This window comes from Lysinibacillus sp. K60, from assembly GCF_019731275.1.
Lineage (GTDB): Bacteria > Bacillota > Bacilli > Bacillales_A > Planococcaceae > Lysinibacillus > Lysinibacillus capsici.
Map to the genome: position 1 here is coordinate 149,914 of NZ_JAASJR010000002.1, position 19,934 is coordinate 169,847.

Annotated in this window: 24 protein-coding genes; 19 read left to right on the top strand and 5 right to left on the bottom strand. The window is 38.3% G+C overall.

What is annotated here, in order from left to right; genetic code table 11:
- Positions 1–26 precede the first annotated feature (26 nt).
- The 11 genes from HCH28_RS04495 to HCH28_RS04545 all read left to right on the top strand — a co-directional run bounded on the left by HCH28_RS04495 (position 27) and on the right by HCH28_RS04545 (position 8,871).
- Positions 27–548: a YqeG family HAD IIIA-type phosphatase gene (locus HCH28_RS04495; protein WP_058844216.1), complete on the top strand. Its 522-nt coding sequence runs from the start codon at positions 27–29 to the stop codon at positions 546–548.
- Positions 545–1,648, top strand: coding sequence for a ribosome biogenesis GTPase YqeH (gene yqeH / locus HCH28_RS04500; RefSeq protein WP_004226877.1), 1,104 nt, complete (start codon positions 545–547; stop codon positions 1,646–1,648). Before HCH28_RS04495 ends, yqeH begins: the two co-directional genes overlap by 4 nt.
- Before the next feature lie 32 nt (positions 1,649–1,680).
- Entirely contained in the window at positions 1,681–2,511 is an 831-nt protein-coding gene (aroE, locus tag HCH28_RS04505) for a shikimate dehydrogenase (RefSeq protein ID WP_221679995.1), read from the top strand.
- A gap of 5 nt (positions 2,512–2,516) precedes the next feature.
- Positions 2,517–2,819, top strand: a complete 303-nt coding sequence (yhbY, locus tag HCH28_RS04510; protein WP_221679997.1) for a ribosome assembly RNA-binding protein YhbY — start codon at positions 2,517–2,519, stop codon at positions 2,817–2,819.
- Between the two features lie 9 nt (positions 2,820–2,828).
- Positions 2,829–3,419 carry a nicotinate-nucleotide adenylyltransferase gene (locus tag HCH28_RS04515; RefSeq protein WP_221679999.1) on the top strand — a complete coding sequence of 197 codons (591 nt, stop codon included), beginning with the start codon at positions 2,829–2,831 and terminating at the stop codon, positions 3,417–3,419.
- The gene (gene yqeK / locus HCH28_RS04520; RefSeq protein ID WP_221680001.1) at positions 3,388–3,960 is read left to right on the top strand and encodes a bis(5'-nucleosyl)-tetraphosphatase (symmetrical) YqeK; all 573 of its coding nucleotides are present in this window, start codon (positions 3,388–3,390) and stop codon (positions 3,958–3,960) included. Before HCH28_RS04515 ends, yqeK begins: the two co-directional genes overlap by 32 nt.
- Entirely contained in the window at positions 3,957–4,301 is a 345-nt protein-coding gene (rsfS, locus tag HCH28_RS04525; protein ID WP_004226890.1) for a ribosome silencing factor, read from the top strand. Before yqeK ends, rsfS begins: the two co-directional genes overlap by 4 nt.
- Positions 4,302–5,039, top strand: coding sequence for a class I SAM-dependent DNA methyltransferase (locus HCH28_RS04530; protein ID WP_221680003.1), 738 nt, complete (start codon positions 4,302–4,304; stop codon positions 5,037–5,039).
- A gap of 239 nt (positions 5,040–5,278) precedes the next feature.
- On the top strand, positions 5,279–5,905 hold the full coding sequence (locus HCH28_RS04535; RefSeq protein WP_221680005.1) for a helix-hairpin-helix domain-containing protein: 627 nt from the start codon (positions 5,279–5,281) through the stop codon (positions 5,903–5,905).
- A 105-nt stretch (positions 5,906–6,010) separates the two neighbouring features.
- A complete protein-coding gene (locus HCH28_RS04540) occupies positions 6,011–6,580 on the top strand; it encodes a ComE operon protein 2 (protein WP_004226897.1) in 570 nt (189 codons plus the stop codon).
- Between the two features lie 14 nt (positions 6,581–6,594).
- Positions 6,595–8,871, top strand: a complete 2,277-nt coding sequence (locus tag HCH28_RS04545; RefSeq protein ID WP_221680007.1) for a DNA internalization-related competence protein ComEC/Rec2 — start codon at positions 6,595–6,597, stop codon at positions 8,869–8,871.
- Between the two features lie 28 nt (positions 8,872–8,899).
- Here the strand turns inward: HCH28_RS04545 and HCH28_RS04550 are convergent, their stop codons facing one another.
- Positions 8,900–9,037, bottom strand: coding sequence for a YqzM family protein (locus HCH28_RS04550; RefSeq protein WP_004226902.1), 138 nt, complete (start codon positions 9,035–9,037; stop codon positions 8,900–8,902).
- A gap of 165 nt (positions 9,038–9,202) precedes the next feature.
- Between HCH28_RS04550 and holA the strand changes: the two genes are divergently transcribed.
- Entirely contained in the window at positions 9,203–10,213 is a 1,011-nt protein-coding gene (gene holA, locus HCH28_RS04555) for a DNA polymerase III subunit delta (protein WP_221680009.1), read from the top strand.
- Between the two features lie 95 nt (positions 10,214–10,308).
- Here the strand turns inward: holA and rpsT are convergent, their stop codons facing one another.
- On the bottom strand, positions 10,309–10,557 hold the full coding sequence (gene rpsT / locus HCH28_RS04560; RefSeq protein WP_004226906.1) for a 30S ribosomal protein S20: 249 nt from the start codon (positions 10,555–10,557) through the stop codon (positions 10,309–10,311).
- Positions 10,558–10,720: 163 nt separating this feature from the next.
- Between rpsT and gpr the strand changes: the two genes are divergently transcribed.
- The 4 genes from gpr to lepA all read left to right on the top strand — a co-directional run bounded on the left by gpr (position 10,721) and on the right by lepA (position 17,519).
- The gene (gpr, locus tag HCH28_RS04565; RefSeq protein WP_221680011.1) at positions 10,721–11,737 is read left to right on the top strand and encodes a GPR endopeptidase; all 1,017 of its coding nucleotides are present in this window, start codon (positions 10,721–10,723) and stop codon (positions 11,735–11,737) included.
- Positions 11,738–11,857: 120 nt separating this feature from the next.
- Positions 11,858–12,712 (top strand): stage II sporulation protein P, encoded by an 855-nt coding sequence (spoIIP, locus tag HCH28_RS04570; RefSeq protein WP_312128417.1) that lies wholly within the window; start codon positions 11,858–11,860, stop codon positions 12,710–12,712.
- Positions 12,713–13,295: 583 nt separating this feature from the next.
- Positions 13,296–15,173: an acyltransferase family protein gene (locus tag HCH28_RS04575; RefSeq protein WP_221680015.1), complete on the top strand. Its 1,878-nt coding sequence runs from the start codon at positions 13,296–13,298 to the stop codon at positions 15,171–15,173.
- A gap of 519 nt (positions 15,174–15,692) precedes the next feature.
- A complete protein-coding gene (lepA, locus tag HCH28_RS04580) occupies positions 15,693–17,519 on the top strand; it encodes a translation elongation factor 4 (RefSeq protein WP_004226914.1) in 1,827 nt (608 codons plus the stop codon).
- Between the two features lie 109 nt (positions 17,520–17,628).
- Here lepA and HCH28_RS04585 read toward each other — a convergent pair whose 3' ends face one another.
- The 3 genes from HCH28_RS04585 to HCH28_RS24900 all read right to left on the bottom strand — a co-directional run bounded on the left by HCH28_RS04585 (position 17,629) and on the right by HCH28_RS24900 (position 18,747).
- Positions 17,629–18,015: a tyrosine-type recombinase/integrase gene (locus HCH28_RS04585; RefSeq protein WP_369354203.1), complete on the bottom strand. Its 387-nt coding sequence runs from the start codon at positions 18,013–18,015 to the stop codon at positions 17,629–17,631.
- Positions 18,016–18,092: 77 nt separating this feature from the next.
- Entirely contained in the window at positions 18,093–18,323 is a 231-nt protein-coding gene (locus HCH28_RS04590) for a site-specific integrase (RefSeq protein WP_221680019.1), read from the bottom strand.
- Positions 18,324–18,333: 10 nt separating this feature from the next.
- Complete coding sequence (locus HCH28_RS24900; RefSeq protein ID WP_312128479.1) at positions 18,334–18,747, bottom strand: N-terminal phage integrase SAM-like domain-containing protein; 414 nt, start codon at positions 18,745–18,747, stop codon at positions 18,334–18,336.
- On the opposite strand from HCH28_RS24900, the gene HCH28_RS04595 reads away from it, so the two are divergent.
- From HCH28_RS04595 to HCH28_RS04605, 3 genes are read left to right on the top strand one after another with little or no spacing between them, the layout of a single operon-like run.
- Complete coding sequence (locus HCH28_RS04595) at positions 18,662–18,838, top strand: hemolysin XhlA family protein (protein ID WP_257522540.1); 177 nt, start codon at positions 18,662–18,664, stop codon at positions 18,836–18,838. The two genes, HCH28_RS24900 and HCH28_RS04595, sit on opposite strands and share 86 nt — an antisense overlap.
- Position 18,839: 1 nt before the next feature.
- Positions 18,840–19,100 carry a phage holin gene (locus tag HCH28_RS04600; RefSeq protein ID WP_004226918.1) on the top strand — a complete coding sequence of 87 codons (261 nt, stop codon included), beginning with the start codon at positions 18,840–18,842 and terminating at the stop codon, positions 19,098–19,100.
- Positions 19,097–19,765, top strand: coding sequence for a M15 family metallopeptidase (locus HCH28_RS04605; protein ID WP_221680021.1), 669 nt, complete (start codon positions 19,097–19,099; stop codon positions 19,763–19,765). The genes HCH28_RS04600 and HCH28_RS04605 overlap by 4 nt, the downstream gene beginning before the upstream one ends.
- Positions 19,766–19,934 lie beyond the last annotated feature (169 nt).

The window sequence follows — 19,934 nt, forward strand, 5'->3', positions numbered from 1 at the left end:
ATACGTTAAGATTAGGGGTCGCTATTTTGTATAATTTTTTATTACCGAACGAATTTGTGACGAATATTTTTGAAATTACGCCGGAAAAGTTACAGGAATTAGGGATTAGAGGAATCATTACGGATTTAGATAATACGCTTGTTGAATGGGATCGTCCAGATGCAACAGAAGAGCTAATCATATGGTTACGCATTATGAAAGAATCAGGTATTCGTGTTATTATTGCGTCAAACAACAATGAAGCTCGTGTAAAGCATTTTGCTGAGCCGTTAGGTATCCCTTATATTCACAAGGCGAAAAAGCCACTTCGTAATGCTTTTTATAATGCACTGATTCAACTAGGCTTGCGTCCAAATGAAGTAGTAATGGTAGGAGATCAACTCCTTACGGATGTTATGGGAGCAAATCGCTTAGGCTTACACACAGTGCTCGTGAAGCCTGTTGCACAATCAGATGGGCTTGTAACAAAATTGAATCGTTTTATTGAACGTCGCGTATTTAATGATTTGAAACGAAAAGGAATTATAACTTGGGAGGAACAAGAATGATTGAAATGCCAAATTGTATTGGCTGTGGTACAACAATTCAAACAGAAGATAAAACAGCAGTTGGGTATGCACCCCCATCATCATTAGAAAAGGATGTGGTCATTTGCCAGCGTTGCTTCCGTTTGAAAAATTACAATGAAATTCAACCAGTATCGTTAACAGATGACGATTTTTTACGTATTTTAAATGGTCTTGGTACACAGCAAGGCTTAATCGTAAAAATTGTTGATATATTTGATTTTAATGGAAGCTGGCTACCAGGGCTTCATCGTTTTGTAGGGAAGAATCCTGTCCTATTGATTGCCAACAAAGCTGATTTATTACCAAAGTCAGTGAAGCCCAAAAAAGTTATCAACTGGCTGAAACGTGAAGCAAAGGCTCTTGGACTACAGCCTGTCGATGTCCTATTAGTCAGTGCCCATAAAGGCAAAGGGATGGCAGAAGCAATGGAAGCCATCGATGAATATCGTAAAGGACAAAATGTATATGTTGTTGGCTGTACAAATGTTGGGAAATCTACGTTCATTAACCGGATTATTAAGCAGGCAACAGGTGAGGGTGAAGTGATTACAACCTCACACTTCCCAGGTACTACTTTAGACATGATTGATATTCCATTGGATGATGGTAGTGCATTATATGATACGCCAGGTATTATTAATCATCATCAAATGGCTCATCATATTGATTCCAGTGAATTAAAATATATTATGCCGAAAAAAGAAATTAAGCCGAAAGTCTATCAACAAAATGCAGGGCAAACTCTATTTATTGGTGCATTGGCAAGATTTGATTTTATTCAGGGTGACCGTTCTGCCTTTACAATCCATGTGGCAAATGATTTACCAATTCATCGTACAAAGCTTGAGAAGGCAGATGCGTTATATGAAGAGCATAAAGGAGAATTATTGGCACCCCCAACTGCGGACTTTATCGACCAGTTACCGCCATTGGTTCGTCACGAATTTTCCATCAAAGAAGCGAAAACAGATGTTGTATTTTCTGGGCTTGGCTGGATTACCGTTCAACATGCGAATGTAGTAGTAGCAGCTTACGCACCAAAAGGTGTACAAGTTTCAATTCGTCCTTCGCTGATCTAAATGGAGGACATAGTAGAGAGAGGGACTAGAAAATGAAGAAGTGGTTTGCAGTTATGGGTGATCCAATTGAACATTCAAAATCACCTGCCATGCACAATGCTTGGTTTGAGGACATGTCAATTGATGCGACATATATTCCTTTACATGTAACGCCTGATCAATTAGAATCTGCTGTTGCTGGTTTGAAGACATTAGGGGCAAGTGGCTGGAACGTGACCATTCCTCATAAAACAGCAATCATTCCGTATCTAGACGAGCTAGATGAGCTGGCACAAAAAATGGGCGCAGTGAATACAGTCGTACGAACAACAGAAGGAAAGCTAAAAGGCTATAATACAGATGGTATTGGATTTGTTCGATCACTCGAAGAAGCCGTTGGGGTTTCTCATAAAGACAAGCCTGTATTACTTGTTGGTGCTGGAGGTGCAGCTCGAGGCATTGCCTTTGCTATGCAGCAACAAGGCTATTGTCATGTAACCATTGCCAATCGTACGGTGACGAATGCACAAATGATTATTGATGAAATGGGTATGGGACGTGCCATTTCATTACAACAAGCGGAAGAAACGCTAGCTGATTTCAGCATTATTGTGCAAATGACATCAGCTGGCCTTTCTACGGGCAATTTTTCAATGCCATTTTCATTAGATCGGCTGATGAAAGAAGCAATTGTTGCGGATATTGTGTATAATCCATTAATGACGCCTTTTTTACAAGCGGCTGAAGAAAAAGGAGCAACGATTATCACTGGCTTAGGGATGTTTGTCCATCAAGGAGCCATCGCTTTTGAACACTGGTTAGGAGACTATCCAAATACAAATTCAATGATTGCGCAACTGAAGGCGCAATTAGGAGGAAACTAATTTTTATGTTAACAGGTAAACAGAAACGTTTTTTACGTGCAGAAGCACACCATTTAACACCGATTTTCCAAGTGGGAAAAGGTGGCGTTAATGGTGAAATGACAAAGCAAATTCGCGAGGCATTAGAAGTACGTGAATTGATTAAAGTACGTATTTTAGATAACTGTGAAGATGATAAACATGAAGTCGCTGAAGCATTAGCCAAAGGCGCTCATGCGGAGCTTGTCCAATTAATCGGTCTGACAGTTGTTTTATATAAAGAGTCCCGCAATCATAAAAAGATTGTATTACCAAAAGTAACGAAATAAGGTGAGACGATGAAAAGGGTCGGTTTACTTGGAGGTACATTTAACCCACCACATATGGGTCATCTTTTAATGGCAAATGAAGTTTTTCATGCGCTAGAACTTGATGAAATCCGCTTTATGCCTAATGCCATCCCACCACATAAGCATGCACGTTTTGATGCTAGTAATGTTGAGCGACTTGAAATGGTAAAACGTGCGATTCGTCCATTTCCTTATTTTTCAGTAGAGTCGTATGAGCTTGAGAAGGGTGGCGTATCCTATTCCTATGAGACACTTTCTGCATTGTGTAGAAGAGAGCCGAATGTGAAATTTTACTTTATCATCGGTGGCGATATGATTGATTCGCTACATACATGGCATTGTATAGATGATTTAGTGAAACTTGTTCAGTTTGTCGGAGTAAAGCGTCCAGGGACAGCCGCGGCAACAGAGTACCCTATACGTATGGTGGAAATACCTCAAATCGATTTATCGTCCACACTGATTCGTGAACGCCTGGCTACAGGAGGAACGGTGACATTTCTACTACCAGAAGCTGTAGAGACGTTCATACGAGAGGAAGGTCTTTATGGAACGCGAACAGTATTTAGCGGCGATTAAGCCAAGACTGCCTGAAAAACGTTATATTCATACAGTCGGAGTGATGGAAACTGCCATCAACCTAGCTCATAAATATGGCGAGGACGTAAAAAAAGCTGAAACAGCAGCTATCCTCCATGATATTGCTAAATATGCTGATATTAAGTGGATGGAAAATATCGTTCGTGATGAAAAATTAGATGAAAGACTAATTGGATGGGGTAGTGAATTACTACATGGTCCAGTAGGTGCATATATAGCACAAAGTGAGTTTGGTATCACAGACGAAGAGCTGTTGAATGCTATTCGTTTCCATACAACTGGGCGGGCTAATATGAGCCGATTAGAAAAAATTATTTTTGTCGCAGATATGATTGAACCGAACCGTCGATTTGATGGAGTTGATCGTCTGCGCAAAAAAGCACAAAAAAATTTGGATAAGGCGATGAGTGCATGTGTACGCCATACTTTGGCATTTTTAATTGACACAAAGCAGCCGATTTATCCTTTATCTATAGAATGTTATAACGATATGATGAACAGAGAGGATAGTGAAGGATGACTTCAACTTTATTACAAGCAGCGTACAAAGCAATTGACGACAAACATGGTGAGGATATTGTCGTTTTAAATATGCAAGGAATTTCCCTTTTAGCAGATTATTTTATCATTGCTCATGGTAACTCAGATCGCCAAGTGCAAGCCATTGCACGCGAATTACAGGATGTAGCTGAACAACAAGGCTATGAAATTCGCCGTGTCGAAGGATTTGATGGAGCTCGTTGGGTACTAGTTGACCTAGGCGATGTTGTGGCACATGTATTCCATAAGGATGAGCGTGCTTATTATAATTTAGAGCGTCTTTGGGGCGATGCACCGCAACTAGACATGCCAGAGGCCTAAGTGAGTTACGAACGCTTTGCTCATGTCTATGATGAGCTGCAAACGGATATTCCTTACAATCTTTATGTAGATTGGGTTGTACAGCATGCACCAAGCAGCCAGTACCCAAAACTGTTGGATATTGGTTGTGGCACTGGTGTACTTAGCTTGTTATTTGCAAAGTCTGGTTATCAAGTCAGTGGAATTGATTTATCAGAAGAGATGCTGTCCATTGCCGCAGAACGCTTTGCTGGTGCAGGCTACCATGCACCATTATACTGTATGTCTATGGTCGAACTAGATGGCTTTGAGGAAATCGATGTTGTCACAATCACAATTGATTCCTTGAATTATGTGGTAGAGGAGCACTCTGTTTATACGACATTAGAACGTATCTATACGGCGTTGCGTGATGGAGGTCAGCTGTTTTTTGATGTTCATTCGTTATTTAAAATGAATGAGATTTTTTTAGATGGTCCGTTCACATATGATGATGGTGACATTAGTTATATATGGCATACGGAGCCTGCCGACTTTGAACATTCGGTTATTCATCAAATGACCTTTTATGTACGAGATGACGCAAGTGAATTATATGAACGCTTTGATGAGGAGCACGTGCAACGTACTTACACTATCGAGCAGTATATGGCTTGGTTGCGTGCCATCGGTTTTAGTCATGTGGAAATTACAGCAGACTTTACAGATGAGGCACCTGATGAGGAAAGTGAACGCATTTTTATTCGTGCAGTGAAATAAAGAAAAGGGAGCTACACTGTGTAATTGGCAGTGTGGCTTTTTTGATGGATAGAAAGGTTAAAGTAGCGGATAGAAAACTTGAATAGGCGGATAAAGAGGCTAAATTGTCGGATAAAACCTGTATAGAAGGATAAAAAATCTAAACTCCTGACGATTTTTTATCATTTTCAACCACCCATCCATAGTGTAAGATATATATAACTCCATATGATGACCTTTCGCAAGGAAAGGATGATACTGTGCTACAATCTTTATGGCAAAAGTACAAAAAAAGTATGTTATTCCCCAGCATACTAGTCGTCAGTGGACTTTGTTACTTCTATTTTTCGAGTTCTGACTCTTCACCTCCCCAAGAAGAGCTCATCGAAACAATCCAACCTATTGAAGAAAAAAATTTGAGTGAATCTGCTGAGGAAGCGGTTATGCAGCAGCTATTTGTGGAAATAAAGGGTGCGGTAATGTATCCAGGCGTTTATGAACTTGAGCAAGACCAACGTATAAAAGATGTTGTACAGCTTGCTGGAGGCTATACAGAGAACGCTGACACACAATTTATCAATCATGCCCAAAAGGTACAGGATGAAATGGTAATCTATATTCCTATCAAGGGCGAACAGCTAGAGGAAGGAGCCTCTTCTCTGTTAACGCTACCTACTGAGACGAATAAGGAGCAAAAGATTAATATTAATAAAGCTGATGTAGCAACGTTAGCAACATTGCCAGGAATCGGTCCTTCTAAAGCACAAAGTATCCTAACGTATCGAGAGGAAAATGGGCAGTTTCAAACCATAGATGACTTAAAAAATGTTAGTGGTATTGGTGATAAAACATTTGAGAAGCTAAAGGATGCAATTACCGTAAAGTAATGCTTTTACATGATGGTATATTGACGCCCCTTTTCTAAAAGGGCTACACTATAGTAGAAAAGCAAGAGAAAGTTAATTTGTTAGACAATTTTTGGAGGTAGTCATATGGAGCGAATTACTTGGGATCAATTTTTTATGGCACAAAGCCATTTACTCGCATTACGCAGTACATGTACAAGACTAGCTGTAGGAGCAACTGTTGTACGGGACAAACGCATCATTGCAGGTGGTTATAACGGTTCCATTACAGGGGACGAGCATTGTATCGAAAAAGGATGCTATGTGGTTGATAATCATTGCGTCCGTACCGTGCATGCTGAAATGAATGCCTTACTGCAATGTGCTAAATATGGAACACCGACAAAAGGTGCTGATTTGTATGTAACACATTTCCCATGTTTACCATGTACAAAATCTATCATTCAAGCTGGCATAGAACGTGTGTATTATGCAACGGATTATAAAAATAATCCCTATGCACAGGAGTTATTTGCAAAAGCTGGAGTGGAAGTAGTTCATGTACCCTTTGATGAACGTAAAATTGATTTTTTACGAGATGACAAGCTAGCTTTGTATACAGAAATGCTGCACGAGCTTCGCGAGAGTGGGGTTTCTGCTGAAAAATTGCTCCCATATGAACAGAAGGTGAGTGCATTATTTGGCATCAAGCTTTAAAGCATAGATGGATTATGGTAGCTCTTGCTGTACTGATAGCTGCTATGGCGATATACAAATCAGTATGGCTACTCATTTTTTTATTGCTACTAGCCCTGTGGCTCACCATAAAAGGTGAGTCACGTTTTCTTGCAATTTTTGTACTAACAAGTGGTCTACTAACTTATTTTTTCCTTTCTATCAATCATCTGACGGAACCTTCTCCTTTACCGTCAACCTTCCCTATAACTTGGTCAAATGACTATAAAATAAATGGGCAAAAACTCCGTGGGTTTGCTACAACAACAAATGGTGAAAAACTTTACGTGGTTTATACCTTTTCTTCGGAACAAGAGAAAAATTTTTATGAAAACACCTCATTAACTGGAATGACGTATTCTGCAAAAGGTGAACTTGTGACTCCCTCTCCAGCTGCACATGCTTATGCTTTTTCCATGTCAACCTATTTAACGAGCAAAGGAGCAACAGGCGTCGTTGAAATCGCAAATTGGAACTATATAGGAAAACGAACCTCCATCTTCACTATTCTTGCCGAAGTAAGACACAATATGAAAAAGCATATAGAGAGAACTTTTCCTAAATCACTTGTAGCAGAGGCTCAAGCACTTTTAATAGGGGTGCAAGATCAGATGGAGGATGAACTGCAGCGTGCCTATCAAAAGCTCGGTATTACCCATTTATTTGCGATTTCTGGGCTACATGTCGCGCTGATGTCTTGGCTCTTTTTTGAAGGATTACTGAGAATCAGAGTTCGCAAGGAAATGGCTACTGTCGTGCTATTGATCCTCTTACCGATTTATGGAGTTATTGCAGGTGGAGCACCTTCCGTATGGCGTGCTGTTTCTGTAGTAGAGTTGATGATGTTACTGCGCTTTTTTAAGTGGGTTCTTTCGATCGATGATGCATTAGCTATTAGCTTTATAGGCTTTGTTTTGCTTGAGCCAGGTGTTATTTTCCAGATTGCTTTCCAGCTATCCTATTTAGCAACCGTTAGTCTTCTTTATTCTGGTATTATTTTTAAGCAGACAAGAACTTGGCTAGGTCGTTCTTTTTTTATCACATTCGTGTGCCAACTGCTCGTTTACCCACTATTACTCCATCATTTTTATGAATTATCTTTATCCTCGTTTTTTGTCAATATTGTTTTTGTTCCACTGTTTTCCTTTGTTATATTACCCTTTAACTTGATAGCCTTTGTACTATCTTATCTTTCTTTACCACTTGCTAATGTCCTATTTGCTGGCTATGAACCACTGCGTAAATGGCTGACCGAAATAATCTTTTCTATGCAAGAGCTTCCTTGGCAATTATGGACACCAGGCAAACCATTTATTTGGCTGAGCTGCGTTGCGATGTTAAGTGTTTTAGTGAGCCTCTATTATTTGGAAATAAAACGATTCAGGAAAGCTATTTTGATCCTTGTCATCCCTGCTATTTGGATTCATTTGGCACCCATGTTGTATAACGAAACAAAGATTACCTTTTTAAATGTAGGACAAGGAGACAGTATTATCATTGAATTGCCTTTTAGACGGGCTGTCTATGTTATAGATACAGGTGGAGTATTGCGCTTTGAGCAGGAATTGTGGAAGAAAGCAGATAGTCCTTATAAGGTAGGGAAGCAAGTTGTCGTCCCATTTTTAAAAGGCAAGGGTATACGTACTATCGATATTTTTATTGCTTCTCATGCGGACGCAGATCATATTGAGGGAGCAGAGGAAGTATTACAAGAGATTAACATGAAGGAAATACACGTTACACCTGGTTCATTGTATGAGCCTTTAATGCATGATTTATTACGAGAAGCCAATAAGCGACATATTCCTATTAAAGAAAAAATGAAGGGGACTTCGTGGCATGTAGGGGAAACATATTTTTATTACTTATGGCCTGATGACGCCATTTATGAGGGAAATGATGATTCTCTTGTCCTGTACATGCAGCAAAAGACGTTTACAGCGTTATTTACAGGGGATTTGGAGCAATATGGCGAACAACAGCTGATCAATCGTTATGGACCTTTATTGGCCAATCTCACATTACTAAAGGCAGGGCATCATGGGAGTAAGACATCGAGCACAGAAGCCTTTGTCGAGCTGCTACAGCCCCAATTAACGGTTTTTAGTGCAGGTCTCCATAATCGTTATGGTCATCCACATGAAGAAGTAGTACAACGATTTGTCAGTAGACATTTAGTGACATGGACAACAGGGGTGAATGGATCAATCGAAATAAGTATTCGTGATAATCGCTGGTCCGTTAACGGAAAGGAAAAGGGCCTTGTCCAATGACCAAGGCCCTTTTCCTGCATAAGTCCAATTACTGTGATACAAATTCTACTATAGTTGCAATAATAAACATAAGCGTGAAAACGCCAAATGATACACCGAAGCCAACACCAGAATCGATGGCATCGTTACGTCGACATTGTATGTTTTTTCCTTCAAATGGATTCATTGTTATCCCTCCAATTCTGTTATTTATTATAAGACAACATGGTCATAAAAGCTATATCGAAAAGGTGATTTCCCCGTCTGGAAAGGAATCGACACAATTCGGTCAAAGACACAAAGGACTATGAAATCATGTATACTAATAGTATTGCTAGATGGAGGGGAAATTATGATTTCAACGGTTTGGAATACAATAAAAAAAGGTGAGCTTGCACCAGTATATTTGCTTGTTGGTGAAGAAAGCTATTTTATAGATGAAACCATTAAACGTTTAAAAGAGGCAATGGGTCCAGAAGAAGAGCTGGAGATGACCACATTTGATTTAGAAGAAGTACCAGTAGATGTGGTCATGGATGAAGCAGATACCATTCCTTTTTTCTCAGAACGTAAGCTTATTATTGCTAAAAATGCTTCGTTTTTAAAGGCAACCGAGAAAGGGAAGGAAAAAATCGATCATGATGTGAAACGATTGGAAACATGGTTGTCGAATCCTTCTGATTTTTCCGTAACGGTTTTTATTGCCCCTTATGAAAAATTGGATGAACGCAAAAAAGTGACTAAAATGATGAAAGAGCATGCATTATTTGTACAAGCAGAAACACCAAAAGAGCAGGATTTAGCCGTATGGATTCAAGGCATTGTCAAAACACAAGGTAATAGCATTACACAAGATGCTATTGAATTGCTTGTTACGATGGTCGGAGCCAACATGCTACAATTACAGATGGAAATTGACAAGCTAACCCTTTATTTAGGTGGTGGGGGCGAAATTACAACTTCTTTAGTGGAGGATTTGGTGGCAAAGACATTAGAGCAAGATGCCTTTAAAATGCTTAACGCATACTTGGCAAATGACTCTGTCGGAGCCTTGTCCATCTATCATGATTTATTGCGACAAAAACAAGAACCTATTATGTTAGTGGGCTTGCTAGCATCCAATGTTCGTACCATGTCAAATGTTTTTTATTTATTGAAAAAAGGTTATCACCCTCAACAAATTGCTAAAAATCTAAAAATTCATCCGTATCGCGTCAAACTTATGATTGAGCAACGGCATCGGCCTTCAGAAGAAAATTTGCTCCGGGCATTATATCAATTAGCAGAGGTTGATTTACAGCTTAAATCGTCTGGTGGAAATCGAGAGCGCTATCTAGAGCTATTTTTATTGCGCCAACTATAGGAAAAGAAAGCTGTCCAATAAGGGCAGCTTTCTATGTTCTCTATAAAATTAAAAAGATCAGCTACTCCTAATAGAGTATCTGATCCTTTAAACAATTACGCTTTTTTAGCAAGGCGAGACTTTTTACGAGCCGCCGCGTTTTTGTGGATAAGTCCTTTTGAAGCTGCTTTATCTAAAGATTTGAAAGCTGCTTGTAAAAGTTCTTGTTTGTTTTCAGCGTTAGCAGCAACAGCGTTTTCAGCTTTTTTCACTGTAGTACGCATTGCAGATTTAGCTTGAGAATTAGCAATGTTAGCTTTTTCGTTAACTTTTACGCGTTTAATCGCAGATTTAATGTTTGGCATATATTTCACCTCCTAAATTAGGTACGAGATGATATCTTCTCATTGATTTCTTGTGTCAATACAACAAAAATCATTTTAACAAACGCTTGGCCAAATTGCAATAGATAAATGCAAAGAATATTTACTTGACAGTTTGAACAAACTACAGCTTGAGGTGAACTGTATGCAAAATTTTAATTGGCAACGAACAGATTTAATTGATGAATCAGAAGAGGTAGTTGTCCATCAGACCAAAGAGCAAAAAGAAAAGCTTGAACAATCAAGTGGCATTCAAATTGAAGATCGGAATGCTGGTAGAGTAAAAATTACAGATGTTCTTGTAGACGCTGAAGGGGAAAAGCAAATTGGTAAAAAGGAAGGGCAGTATATTACCCTTTCTGTCCCGACACTAACATTAGAAGATCAAGAAGGCTTTGCACAACTCGAACAAGAATTGCTTGTAAATTTCAAAAAAATGCATGACGCAATTTCTTGGCAAGAAGACGATAAAATTTTAATAGTCGGTTTAGGAAATCGCACTATTACACCCGATGCAATAGGTCCCTATTTAATTGACCATTTGCATAGTTTAGATGTCATTGATGAAAAATTCGTTATGTATGCTCCTGGTGTAACAGGACAAACAGGCTACGAAACAGGTGAGTTTGTGGCTGCTATTGCTGAACGTCTGCAACCGAAATTAATCATTGTAGTAGATGCACTTGCTACAAGAGCGAGTAATCGACTCTGTAAAACGATTCAATTAACAGATACAGGCATACATCCAGGTTCAGGAGTAGGTAATCAACGGCAAGAGATTTCCTATGAGATGCTTGGCATTCCCGTAACAGCAATAGGGATCCCTACCGTAGTAGATGCACCTGTCCTAATTGCAGATGCGGTAGAAACTATGCTCCGTTCGATAGCTGCTCGTGTGGCTGAACGCAGTAAACCGTCATCGAAGCTTTCATTATCCTCATGGCAACCAGATATCAACAAGGAACTGGATATGACATTAGTACAACCTATATTTGGAGAATGGGCGACATGGACGAAGGAGGAGCGGCAGCAGCTGTTTGAGGAAACCTTCGCTGGCTCCCACACACAATTGATGGTTACACCAAAAGAAGCAGACTATTGGATTGATCGCTATGCAAAATTAGTGGCTTCTATGCTTATGGATTGGGCAAGTGATTTATAAAATAATGAAGAAAAAACGCTTAGAGTAGTCCTTCTAAAACACGCTTATTTATGCGTAAAACAAGAAATTTATTTTCGTTCTAATTAACATCCCCCCTCCATACGATATGGGGAGGAGGGTGTGACTTTGCTAAAAAAACTACAATGGTCATTTGGTATATTATTGTTCTTTTTCGTATTACCTGTCATTGCTGGGCAACTTCCGTTCAACAAGCAAGCATCGACTCCGATCAAACAATCAGAAGATAAGCAAGTCGTGTTTGCTGCTACCAATTTAGCTGAACAAAGTGTACTGGAACAAACGAAAGAACCTGAACCAGATCAAGCCCTAGACCCGGACCCATTTAAAGTGTTAGTGTTATTTACCCATACGCATGAAGCATATGAACCCATGGTGAAAGCAGTGAGTGGTAAGGTAGCGACTTCTCATGAAACGGTCAATATTATGAGCCTGAAGGATAAGATTGTGAATCATTTTAATGTAAATGGTTTAAAGACGGATGTTCTTGATGTAGATATTATGAAGAAATTACAAGAAGAGGGTAAAGGCTATCATGAATCTTATAATGTGATGAGGCCATATTTAAGTAAGCATTTAGAGACAAATAGTTATGATCTAATAGTTGATTTACATCGTGACTCATTAAAACATGATCTTACAACGATCTCATATAATGGGGAAAATTATGCGAAAATCGCTATTGTTGTTGGGGCAGAGCATGCTAATTACCGCTGGAATACAGCCTATGCTGAAAGTTTATCATCCACACTAAACGCCATCGTTCCAAAAATTTCTAAAGGGGTTATTTCTAAAAGTGGTGATGGGGTTGATGGGCGATACAATCAGGATTTAGCAAAGCAAATGATGATTATTGAGATTGGTGGAATTGGTAATACTGAGGAAGAGGTTAATCGTACGATTGCTGTAATTGGTAAGGCTATATCAAAAGCGTTTGTCAATGATTCAACAAAATAGACCAATCATATTAAAAAGTGGGACTCTTGTGGGCTCACTTTTTTTAATATTGTATGATAATAAAATTTCCAGAAATAATTCTCATTAATTGTCTTTCCATTGCTCCATTCTTGTCTTATAATTTTCAAGTTGGCTCGCGAATTTCATGATAAAACGTTAAATGAAGGCATATGCAAATAAAGCAAACATACTTTTGAAGTATATCCCACTTTTGGGAATGCCTTTTTAAGTCTATAGCAAATATACATATGAATTTTTAGAAGACAAAAAGTGATAACGTTTCATTTTTCTCTCAAACTTTTATCGTATTTCAATCGTCAAACATATAAGTGAATAAGCAAAAATAATAGAGAGGGGATGGTTATCAATCAAAAGGTTCTATTACGCGACAACAGGTTTTATATTGATGCAGAAGGGAATACCTTCAAAAAGCGTTACTCCTTGTAGCATTTGGATGTAACTATCATTTATCAGCCGTGGGCGGTTATTAGAGGTTGTGACAGCGACTTCTCATTGTACAGCTAGAAAATACCAAAACATTATACCGAAACGAAATTGAGAGATTATTGAAGGAAGGAATAGTATGTCAGGCAAGTCATTAAATCATCGTTATATTCCTGGACTAGACGGGATTCGAGCATTGGCTGTGTTAGCAGTTATTGCTTATCATTTTAACTTTAGTTGGGCTAGAGGTGGCTTTTTAGGAGTAGATATCTTCTTTGTGTTATCGGGCTATTTAATCACCTCTACCATCTTACCTTTAAAGGGCAATCAATTAACAGTCAGCCTAAAGAAATTTTGGGTGGGACGATTTAGAAGGCTACTACCAGCGGCCTACGTTATGATTGTTACATCATTTGTTTGGGCAATGCTCTTTCATAAAGAGCTTCTCCCTACTTTGCGCGGGGATGCACTGTCCTCCATTTTTTATTCAAGTAATTGGTGGTTCATTTTTCATAAACTCTCTTATTTTGATAGTTTCGGTTCTCCATCACCTTTAAAAAACCTATGGTCATTAGCCATTGAAGAACAATTTTACTTGATTTGGCCATTGCTCTTAATGATTGGACTTTTTGTTGTTAAAAAACAAAATAAACTAGCAAATATCGTCTTTTGTGGTGCCCTTTGTTCAGCATTCGTAATGGCCTTACTCTATCAGCCTGGCGCTGATCCTAGTCGTGTCTATTATGGAACGGACACACGTTGTTTTGAATTATTAATAGGCTGTTGGCTAGCCCTTGTTTGGCCAATGAAAAGACTTTCTTCTCAAAAATTATCAGCGAACCATGTGAAGAAACTAAATACTATGAGTTTCATTGCACTTACTATTTTTTTAGTAAGCATAGTGTATGTGGATGAATATCAATCCTTTCTTTATAGAGGAGGTATGTTTTTATTTTGCTTGAATGCTGCCGTTTTGATTGCATGTATTTCTCATCCAGTCAGCATACTAGGAAAAATATTAGCATGGAAGCCATTATGTTGGATAGGCTCTCGTTCCTACGGAATTTATCTATGGCATTATCCTGTCATGGTTTTAGGGACACCCATTCATGAAATTGGTAATCCCTCCTATTGGCGAATCTTCCTGCAGCTTTTACTAATCCTGATGATTGCAGAGCTCTCCTATCGCTTCATTGAAATGCCCATCCGGAAAGAAGGGTTCCGAGTCTATTGTCAAAAATATTTGATTTGTAATAAAAATAAATGGGGAAGCCTTACTTTTCCACGAAAAATATCAACGGTTATGGTTCCACTTTTCCTGCTTGTATTTTTTACTGGCATGACAGGTGTAGTGGGTGAAAGTCAGCAAAACCCATCTAAAACGTTGCCAACAACGATAAAAATTAATGGCGATGACAAGCAGGACAAACAAGCTGAAGCCTCAAACGGCAAGCCTTCTCAAAGCAAGGATGAGGGAGTAGAGGATGTGCAGGAGATAGAAACGCCTAAGCAAGAAGAAAATAACACCATTATTGAGCCTGAAAAGGATGAGTTTTATCGTGGTATACTAGCCATTGGCGATTCCCTAATGATTGATATTGCACCGAGCTTACATAATATGTATCCGACTATTACAATCGATGGAAAAATAGGTCGTCAAGTTTCACAAGCTGTAAGACTTGCACCAAATTATGCAAGTTTTAATCAACCTCATCATGCAGTCATTCTACAATTGGGGACAAATGGTTATTTTACGACTGACCAAATGGATGCACTCCTTGGAGCTTTTTCAAATGCCGATATTTATTTAGTGAATACACGTGTGCCGCGTTCATGGGAAGCAAAGGTGAATGAAGCTTTACTGCAAAAAGCACAGGAACATGAGCGAATAACACTAATTGACTGGCATGCAGCAGCAATCAATCACCCTGAATACTTTGCCCCAGACGGTGTACATTTAGAGAAAAAAGGGGTAGAAGTTTTAACAAAGCTCATTCAACAATCCTTAAACAAATAAAATAATAAAGTCAGTATACACAGTTTTTTCTGCGTAGCTGACTTTTTCTATATCTTAGAAAGGGAACTATTTGATCTACCTATATGTTTTCTATTAGTTGTTGCTCCTGTATGGTAAGCTTGACATTTGACTTGTTCTATTGTGTGGAAGATGGTGCGTTGTTCATTCTTTCTTTTACGATCATGGTTTAGGTTGATAAAAATGGGGTTTTGTCCACGCTTCTTAGTAATATGGATGTTGATATCTTTAGTAGATAGCGGGCTTTTCTCGTTTGATCAAGGGAAGATTTATCCATCGAATCTCTCCTCATGTCGAGTAGACACATTTTTATTTCAACTGCTACACATCGAGCACTACTATAGCTGATTTGTCTGCATTTATATACTTAATATTGTAAAATTTAAAAACGATGTGAAACACTGAAAGTATTGATATTATAGGCTTTCAAGTCTAGTTGCTGTTGTACTTTGCGTAACGTTCATAGTATAATTCATTATAGTTTAATTAGGAGTGGAAAAGATGAACCGAGAAGCACGTTTAAAACGACAAGAGAATATACGAAATTTCTCTATTATTGCACATATTGACCATGGGAAATCAACGCTTGCTGACCGTATTTTAGAGCAAACAAAATCTTTAACTTCCCGTGAGATGAAGGCACAGCTCCTCGACTCAATGGATTTAGAGCGTGAGCGAGGCATTACAATTAAGTTAAATGCAGTTCAATTAAAGTACGAAGCAAAAGACGGCGAAGTGTATACATTCCATTTAATCGACACACCAGGACACGTCGATTTCACATATGAAGTATCACGTAGTTTAGCTGCTTGTGAGGGTGCCATATTAGTTGTGGACGCAGCACAAGGGATTGAAGCACAAACACTAGCAAATGTTTACTTAGCACTTGACAATGACTTAGAAATTTTACCTGTAATCAATAAAATTGATTTACCTGCAGCTGACCCTGAACGTGTACGTCAAGAAGTAGAAGACGTTATTGGATTAGATGCCTCTGAAGCAGTATTAGCTTCTGCAAAAGCAGGAATTGGTATCGAGGATATTTTAGAGCAAATCGTAGAGAAGGTACCAGCGCCAACTGGTGATCCAGATGCACCACTACAAGCTTTAATTTTTGACTCTGTTTACGATGCTTATAAAGGTGTTATCATTTCGATTCGTGTCATCAATGGTACTGTCAAGCCTGGCGATAAAATTCGCATGATGGCAACAGGTGCGGAATTCGAAGTTATTGAAGTTGGGGTACATACACCAAAAGTTGTGCCACAGGCTGAATTAACAGTGGGTGATGTAGGTTATTTAACCGCATCTATCAAAAATGTAGGAGACACACGTGTAGGGGATACTGTAACCTATGCGAATCGTCCTGCAGCTGAGCCATTAGCTGGATATCGCCGTTTGAACCCAATGGTCTACTGTGGTTTGTATCCAATTGATACAGCCAAATACAACGATTTACGTGAAGCGTTAGAAAAGCTAGAGCTAAATGATTCTGCTCTACAATATGAGCCAGAGACATCGCAAGCACTTGGTTTTGGTTTCCGCTGTGGATTCTTAGGATTACTACATATGGAAATTATTCAGGAGCGTATTGAGCGTGAATTTAATATCGACTTAATTACAACAGCACCTTCCGTAATTTACAATGTTCATATGACAGATGGTACTGAGCTTAAAGTCGATAATCCATCCTTTATGCCAGACCCACAAAAAATCGATCGTGTCGAGGAACCATATGTGAAAGCAACAATCATGGTACCAAATGATTATGTGGGTGCGGTTATGGAACTTTGTCAAATGAAGCGTGGTAATTTCATGACGATGGATTATATTGATACATCCCGTGTAAGTATTATTTATGAAATGCCATTATCAGAAATTGTCTATGATTTCTTTGACTATTTAAAATCAAATACAAAGGGCTATGCATCATTCGACTATGAACTTATTGGTTACCAGCCATCGAAATTAGTGAAAATGGATATTTTATTAAATGGTGAGCAAGTCGATGCACTAAGCTTTATCGTACACCGTGACTTTGCCTACGATCGAGGCAAAATCATCGTAGAAAAATTAAAAGAATTAATCCCACGCCAACAATTTGAAGTACCAATTCAAGCAGCAGTTGGACAAAAAATCGTGGCGCGTTCAACAATTAAAGCCATCCGTAAAAACGTATTAGCGAAATGTTACGGGGGAGATATTTCTCGTAAACGAAAACTTCTTGATAAACAAAAAGAAGGTAAAAAACGTATGAAACAAGTAGGCTCAGTCGAAGTCCCTCAAGAGGCATTCATGGCTGTGCTGAAGATGGATGATTCGAAGTAACATTGATATAACAGCGTTTATAGGGGTTTTTAATAATTGATTTTATATCAATTTGGTGGGGTTCCCCACCAATTCCCCACCATAAAAAAATAAGTTAGAAATTCTTTTCTTATATATCTTGAGCAAATGAGTCAAAGATGTTAGCGGCATCTCTAGCCATTTTCTCAGTGAGGTGGACATAGCGATCTTCTGTTACGGCAGCTCGACTATGTCCTAATCTTTTTTGTACTGTTTTAACAGGTGTACCATTTTCGATTAAAGTTGTTGCATGTGTGTGGCGTAAGGAATGATAGTTAAAACTAAGATTTAACTTTTCGCTTATTTTTCTAGTATTATATTTAATTACACTTGGCGTACAATGTTCGCCATTTTCTTTTTTACATACATAATCATGTTCAGGATCCTTTTGATAAAACTCACCGTATTTTAAACGATTTTCTATTTGTGCTTTTTTAATACGTTTGAGCATTTCTGCGAGCGTATTACCAAATGGAATTGTCTATAACCAGCCTTTGATTTTGGAGGTCTAGGTTGCCATTGTGCTTTCCCATTTTCATCTTTAATACCAACTAATTATTGTTCAACCTCCAATGTCATTTCTTCAAAATTTATGTGCTTCCATTCAAGTCCACAAACTTCTCCTACACGTAACCCACAATGTAACCCAATATGAAATGGTAAATAAAAAGGGTGTTCTTCATCTAAAATGCTATTAATAAGTCTTAGATTTTCCTTCGTTTGTATCTTTAATTCCTCGCGAGTTGGTTTTCGTTTCTTATCCTTCATTAATTCTACATAATGCATTGGATTTTCTTTAATGTATTTGTAGGTGTATACTGCATGATTCAAAGCTTTGCTTAATACCTATGATTATACTTAATGTTTGCCGAGCATAACCTTCACGTGTTTTCAAATTAATGCATTGCTGCAACACGTGAGGAGTTAGTGATTTAACTTTATACTTTCCTAAGTGTGGTGCAATATGGTTTCTAATAGTTGATTCATAGTTATAGTACGTATTTGGTTCTAATTTGAGATCTACATATTCCTTCATCCAAAAATCTAAATAATCATGTAAAGTAATTTCTTGGGGTTTAAAAACAGTTCCTGCATTTTCATATTCTAAAATCTTTCTTCTTAAAATTGCCTCTGCTTCTGCTTTTGTATGGGCTCCTTCAGCTGTTGCTGAATCAAATATTAAAGAAATTCGCGAGGATATAGGTGGAATTAAAGACAACACAACTTGGATTTTAAGATTAGTTATTGGTGGACTAGTGGGAGCATTGTTGACCTTTATTATAAAAGGAGGAATGATTTAATATGAAAATCAACTGGAAAGTACGTCTACAACATAAACAATTTTGGGTGTCATTAATCGCATTACTACTAGTGCTTGCTAATCAAATAGCAGGCATTTTTAATGTCGATATTACGATTTACAATGCTCAAATTACAGCCATTTCAGAGACTGTTTTAAGCATTTTAGGTTTGCTTGGTATTATCATCGACCCAACTACAAAAGGTGCTTCAGACAGCGAGCAGGCGCTTAAATATGATGAGCCAAAGGGTGATTTAAAATGACGAGCATTACTACAACATGTCGTGATATATCTGAACTATTGCCAGCTGCACAAACTGCCTGTCGTTTGTTATTCCAAGAGTGTTTTAAAGCAGGGATTAAGAACATCTTTATCACTGAAACATATCGCTCACAGGAACGACAGAATTACTTATATGCACAATGCAGAACTCGACCAGGGCAGATAGTTACTTGGACATTAGATAGCAATCACAAGTCACGATTAGCATGGGATATTGCTGTTTGCCCTCCACAGTCTTTATATGATCTAACAACACTAAGTCGAGTCGGTGCTATCGCACGAAAGCTTGGTATTACATGGGGCGGAGATTGGACAGCGAATATTGATCGGCCTCATTTTGAAGTTAAACCAACTTGGATTATGCCGAAGGGATACAAAATTGAAGGACAAGTAATTGTTCCAACCAATAGCAAATACCAAGTGCAATTAATTGTGGAAGGCAATACAACGAAACCAATTGCAAAGGATGATGATAAAATGCAATTTACTAACGAAACACTTAAAGCTGCAGTACGTGACTACCTAAAGCAAGCAGTAGACAAAAAGCTTATTGATAAATCACACCTTGAAAAGTTTGACGCTGGTACATTAACAAATTGCGATTTAAAAGGATTAGAAATTATCATTGCACAACGTAGTGTGTAATCAAATGCCTTTTACCTAAATTGGTAATGGGCTTTTTATATTTGGAATATCTGAAAGTCAATTTACTGTCAACAGATATTTAAGTACAAATTGTTAATTTATGATTACAAAATGAATAGTAACTACAATGTAATTAAGGTCAAATAATATGTTTACAAAACGTTGGAAA

Excerpts from the sequence above, each read along its gene's own strand:
- yqeH (WP_004226877.1), top strand. The coding sequence starts at position 545 with ATGATTGAAATGCCAAATTGTATTGGCTGTGGTACAACAATTCAAACA.
- aroE (WP_221679995.1), top strand. The coding sequence starts at position 1,681 with ATGAAGAAGTGGTTTGCAGTTATGGGTGATCCAATTGAACATTCAAAA.
- yhbY (WP_221679997.1), top strand. The coding sequence starts at position 2,517 with ATGTTAACAGGTAAACAGAAACGTTTTTTACGTGCAGAAGCACACCAT.
- HCH28_RS04515 (WP_221679999.1), top strand. The coding sequence starts at position 2,829 with ATGAAAAGGGTCGGTTTACTTGGAGGTACATTTAACCCACCACATATG.
- yqeK (WP_221680001.1), top strand. The coding sequence starts at position 3,388 with ATGGAACGCGAACAGTATTTAGCGGCGATTAAGCCAAGACTGCCTGAA.
- rsfS (WP_004226890.1), top strand. The coding sequence starts at position 3,957 with ATGACTTCAACTTTATTACAAGCAGCGTACAAAGCAATTGACGACAAA.
- HCH28_RS04540 (WP_004226897.1), top strand. The coding sequence starts at position 6,011 with ATGGAGCGAATTACTTGGGATCAATTTTTTATGGCACAAAGCCATTTA.
- HCH28_RS04545 (WP_221680007.1), top strand. The coding sequence starts at position 6,595 with ATGGTAGCTCTTGCTGTACTGATAGCTGCTATGGCGATATACAAATCA.
- HCH28_RS04550 (WP_004226902.1), bottom strand. The coding sequence starts at position 9,037 with ATGAATCCATTTGAAGGAAAAAACATACAATGTCGACGTAACGATGCC.
- holA (WP_221680009.1), top strand. The coding sequence starts at position 9,203 with ATGATTTCAACGGTTTGGAATACAATAAAAAAAGGTGAGCTTGCACCA.
- rpsT (WP_004226906.1), bottom strand. The coding sequence starts at position 10,557 with ATGCCAAACATTAAATCTGCGATTAAACGCGTAAAAGTTAACGAAAAA.
- gpr (WP_221680011.1), top strand. The coding sequence starts at position 10,721 with ATGCAAAATTTTAATTGGCAACGAACAGATTTAATTGATGAATCAGAA.
- HCH28_RS04575 (WP_221680015.1), top strand. The coding sequence starts at position 13,296 with ATGTCAGGCAAGTCATTAAATCATCGTTATATTCCTGGACTAGACGGG.
- lepA (WP_004226914.1), top strand. The coding sequence starts at position 15,693 with ATGAACCGAGAAGCACGTTTAAAACGACAAGAGAATATACGAAATTTC.
- HCH28_RS04590 (WP_221680019.1), bottom strand. The coding sequence starts at position 18,323 with ATGCATTATGTAGAATTAATGAAGGATAAGAAACGAAAACCAACTCGC.
- HCH28_RS04600 (WP_004226918.1), top strand. The coding sequence starts at position 18,840 with ATGAAAATCAACTGGAAAGTACGTCTACAACATAAACAATTTTGGGTG.
- HCH28_RS04605 (WP_221680021.1), top strand. The coding sequence starts at position 19,097 with ATGACGAGCATTACTACAACATGTCGTGATATATCTGAACTATTGCCA.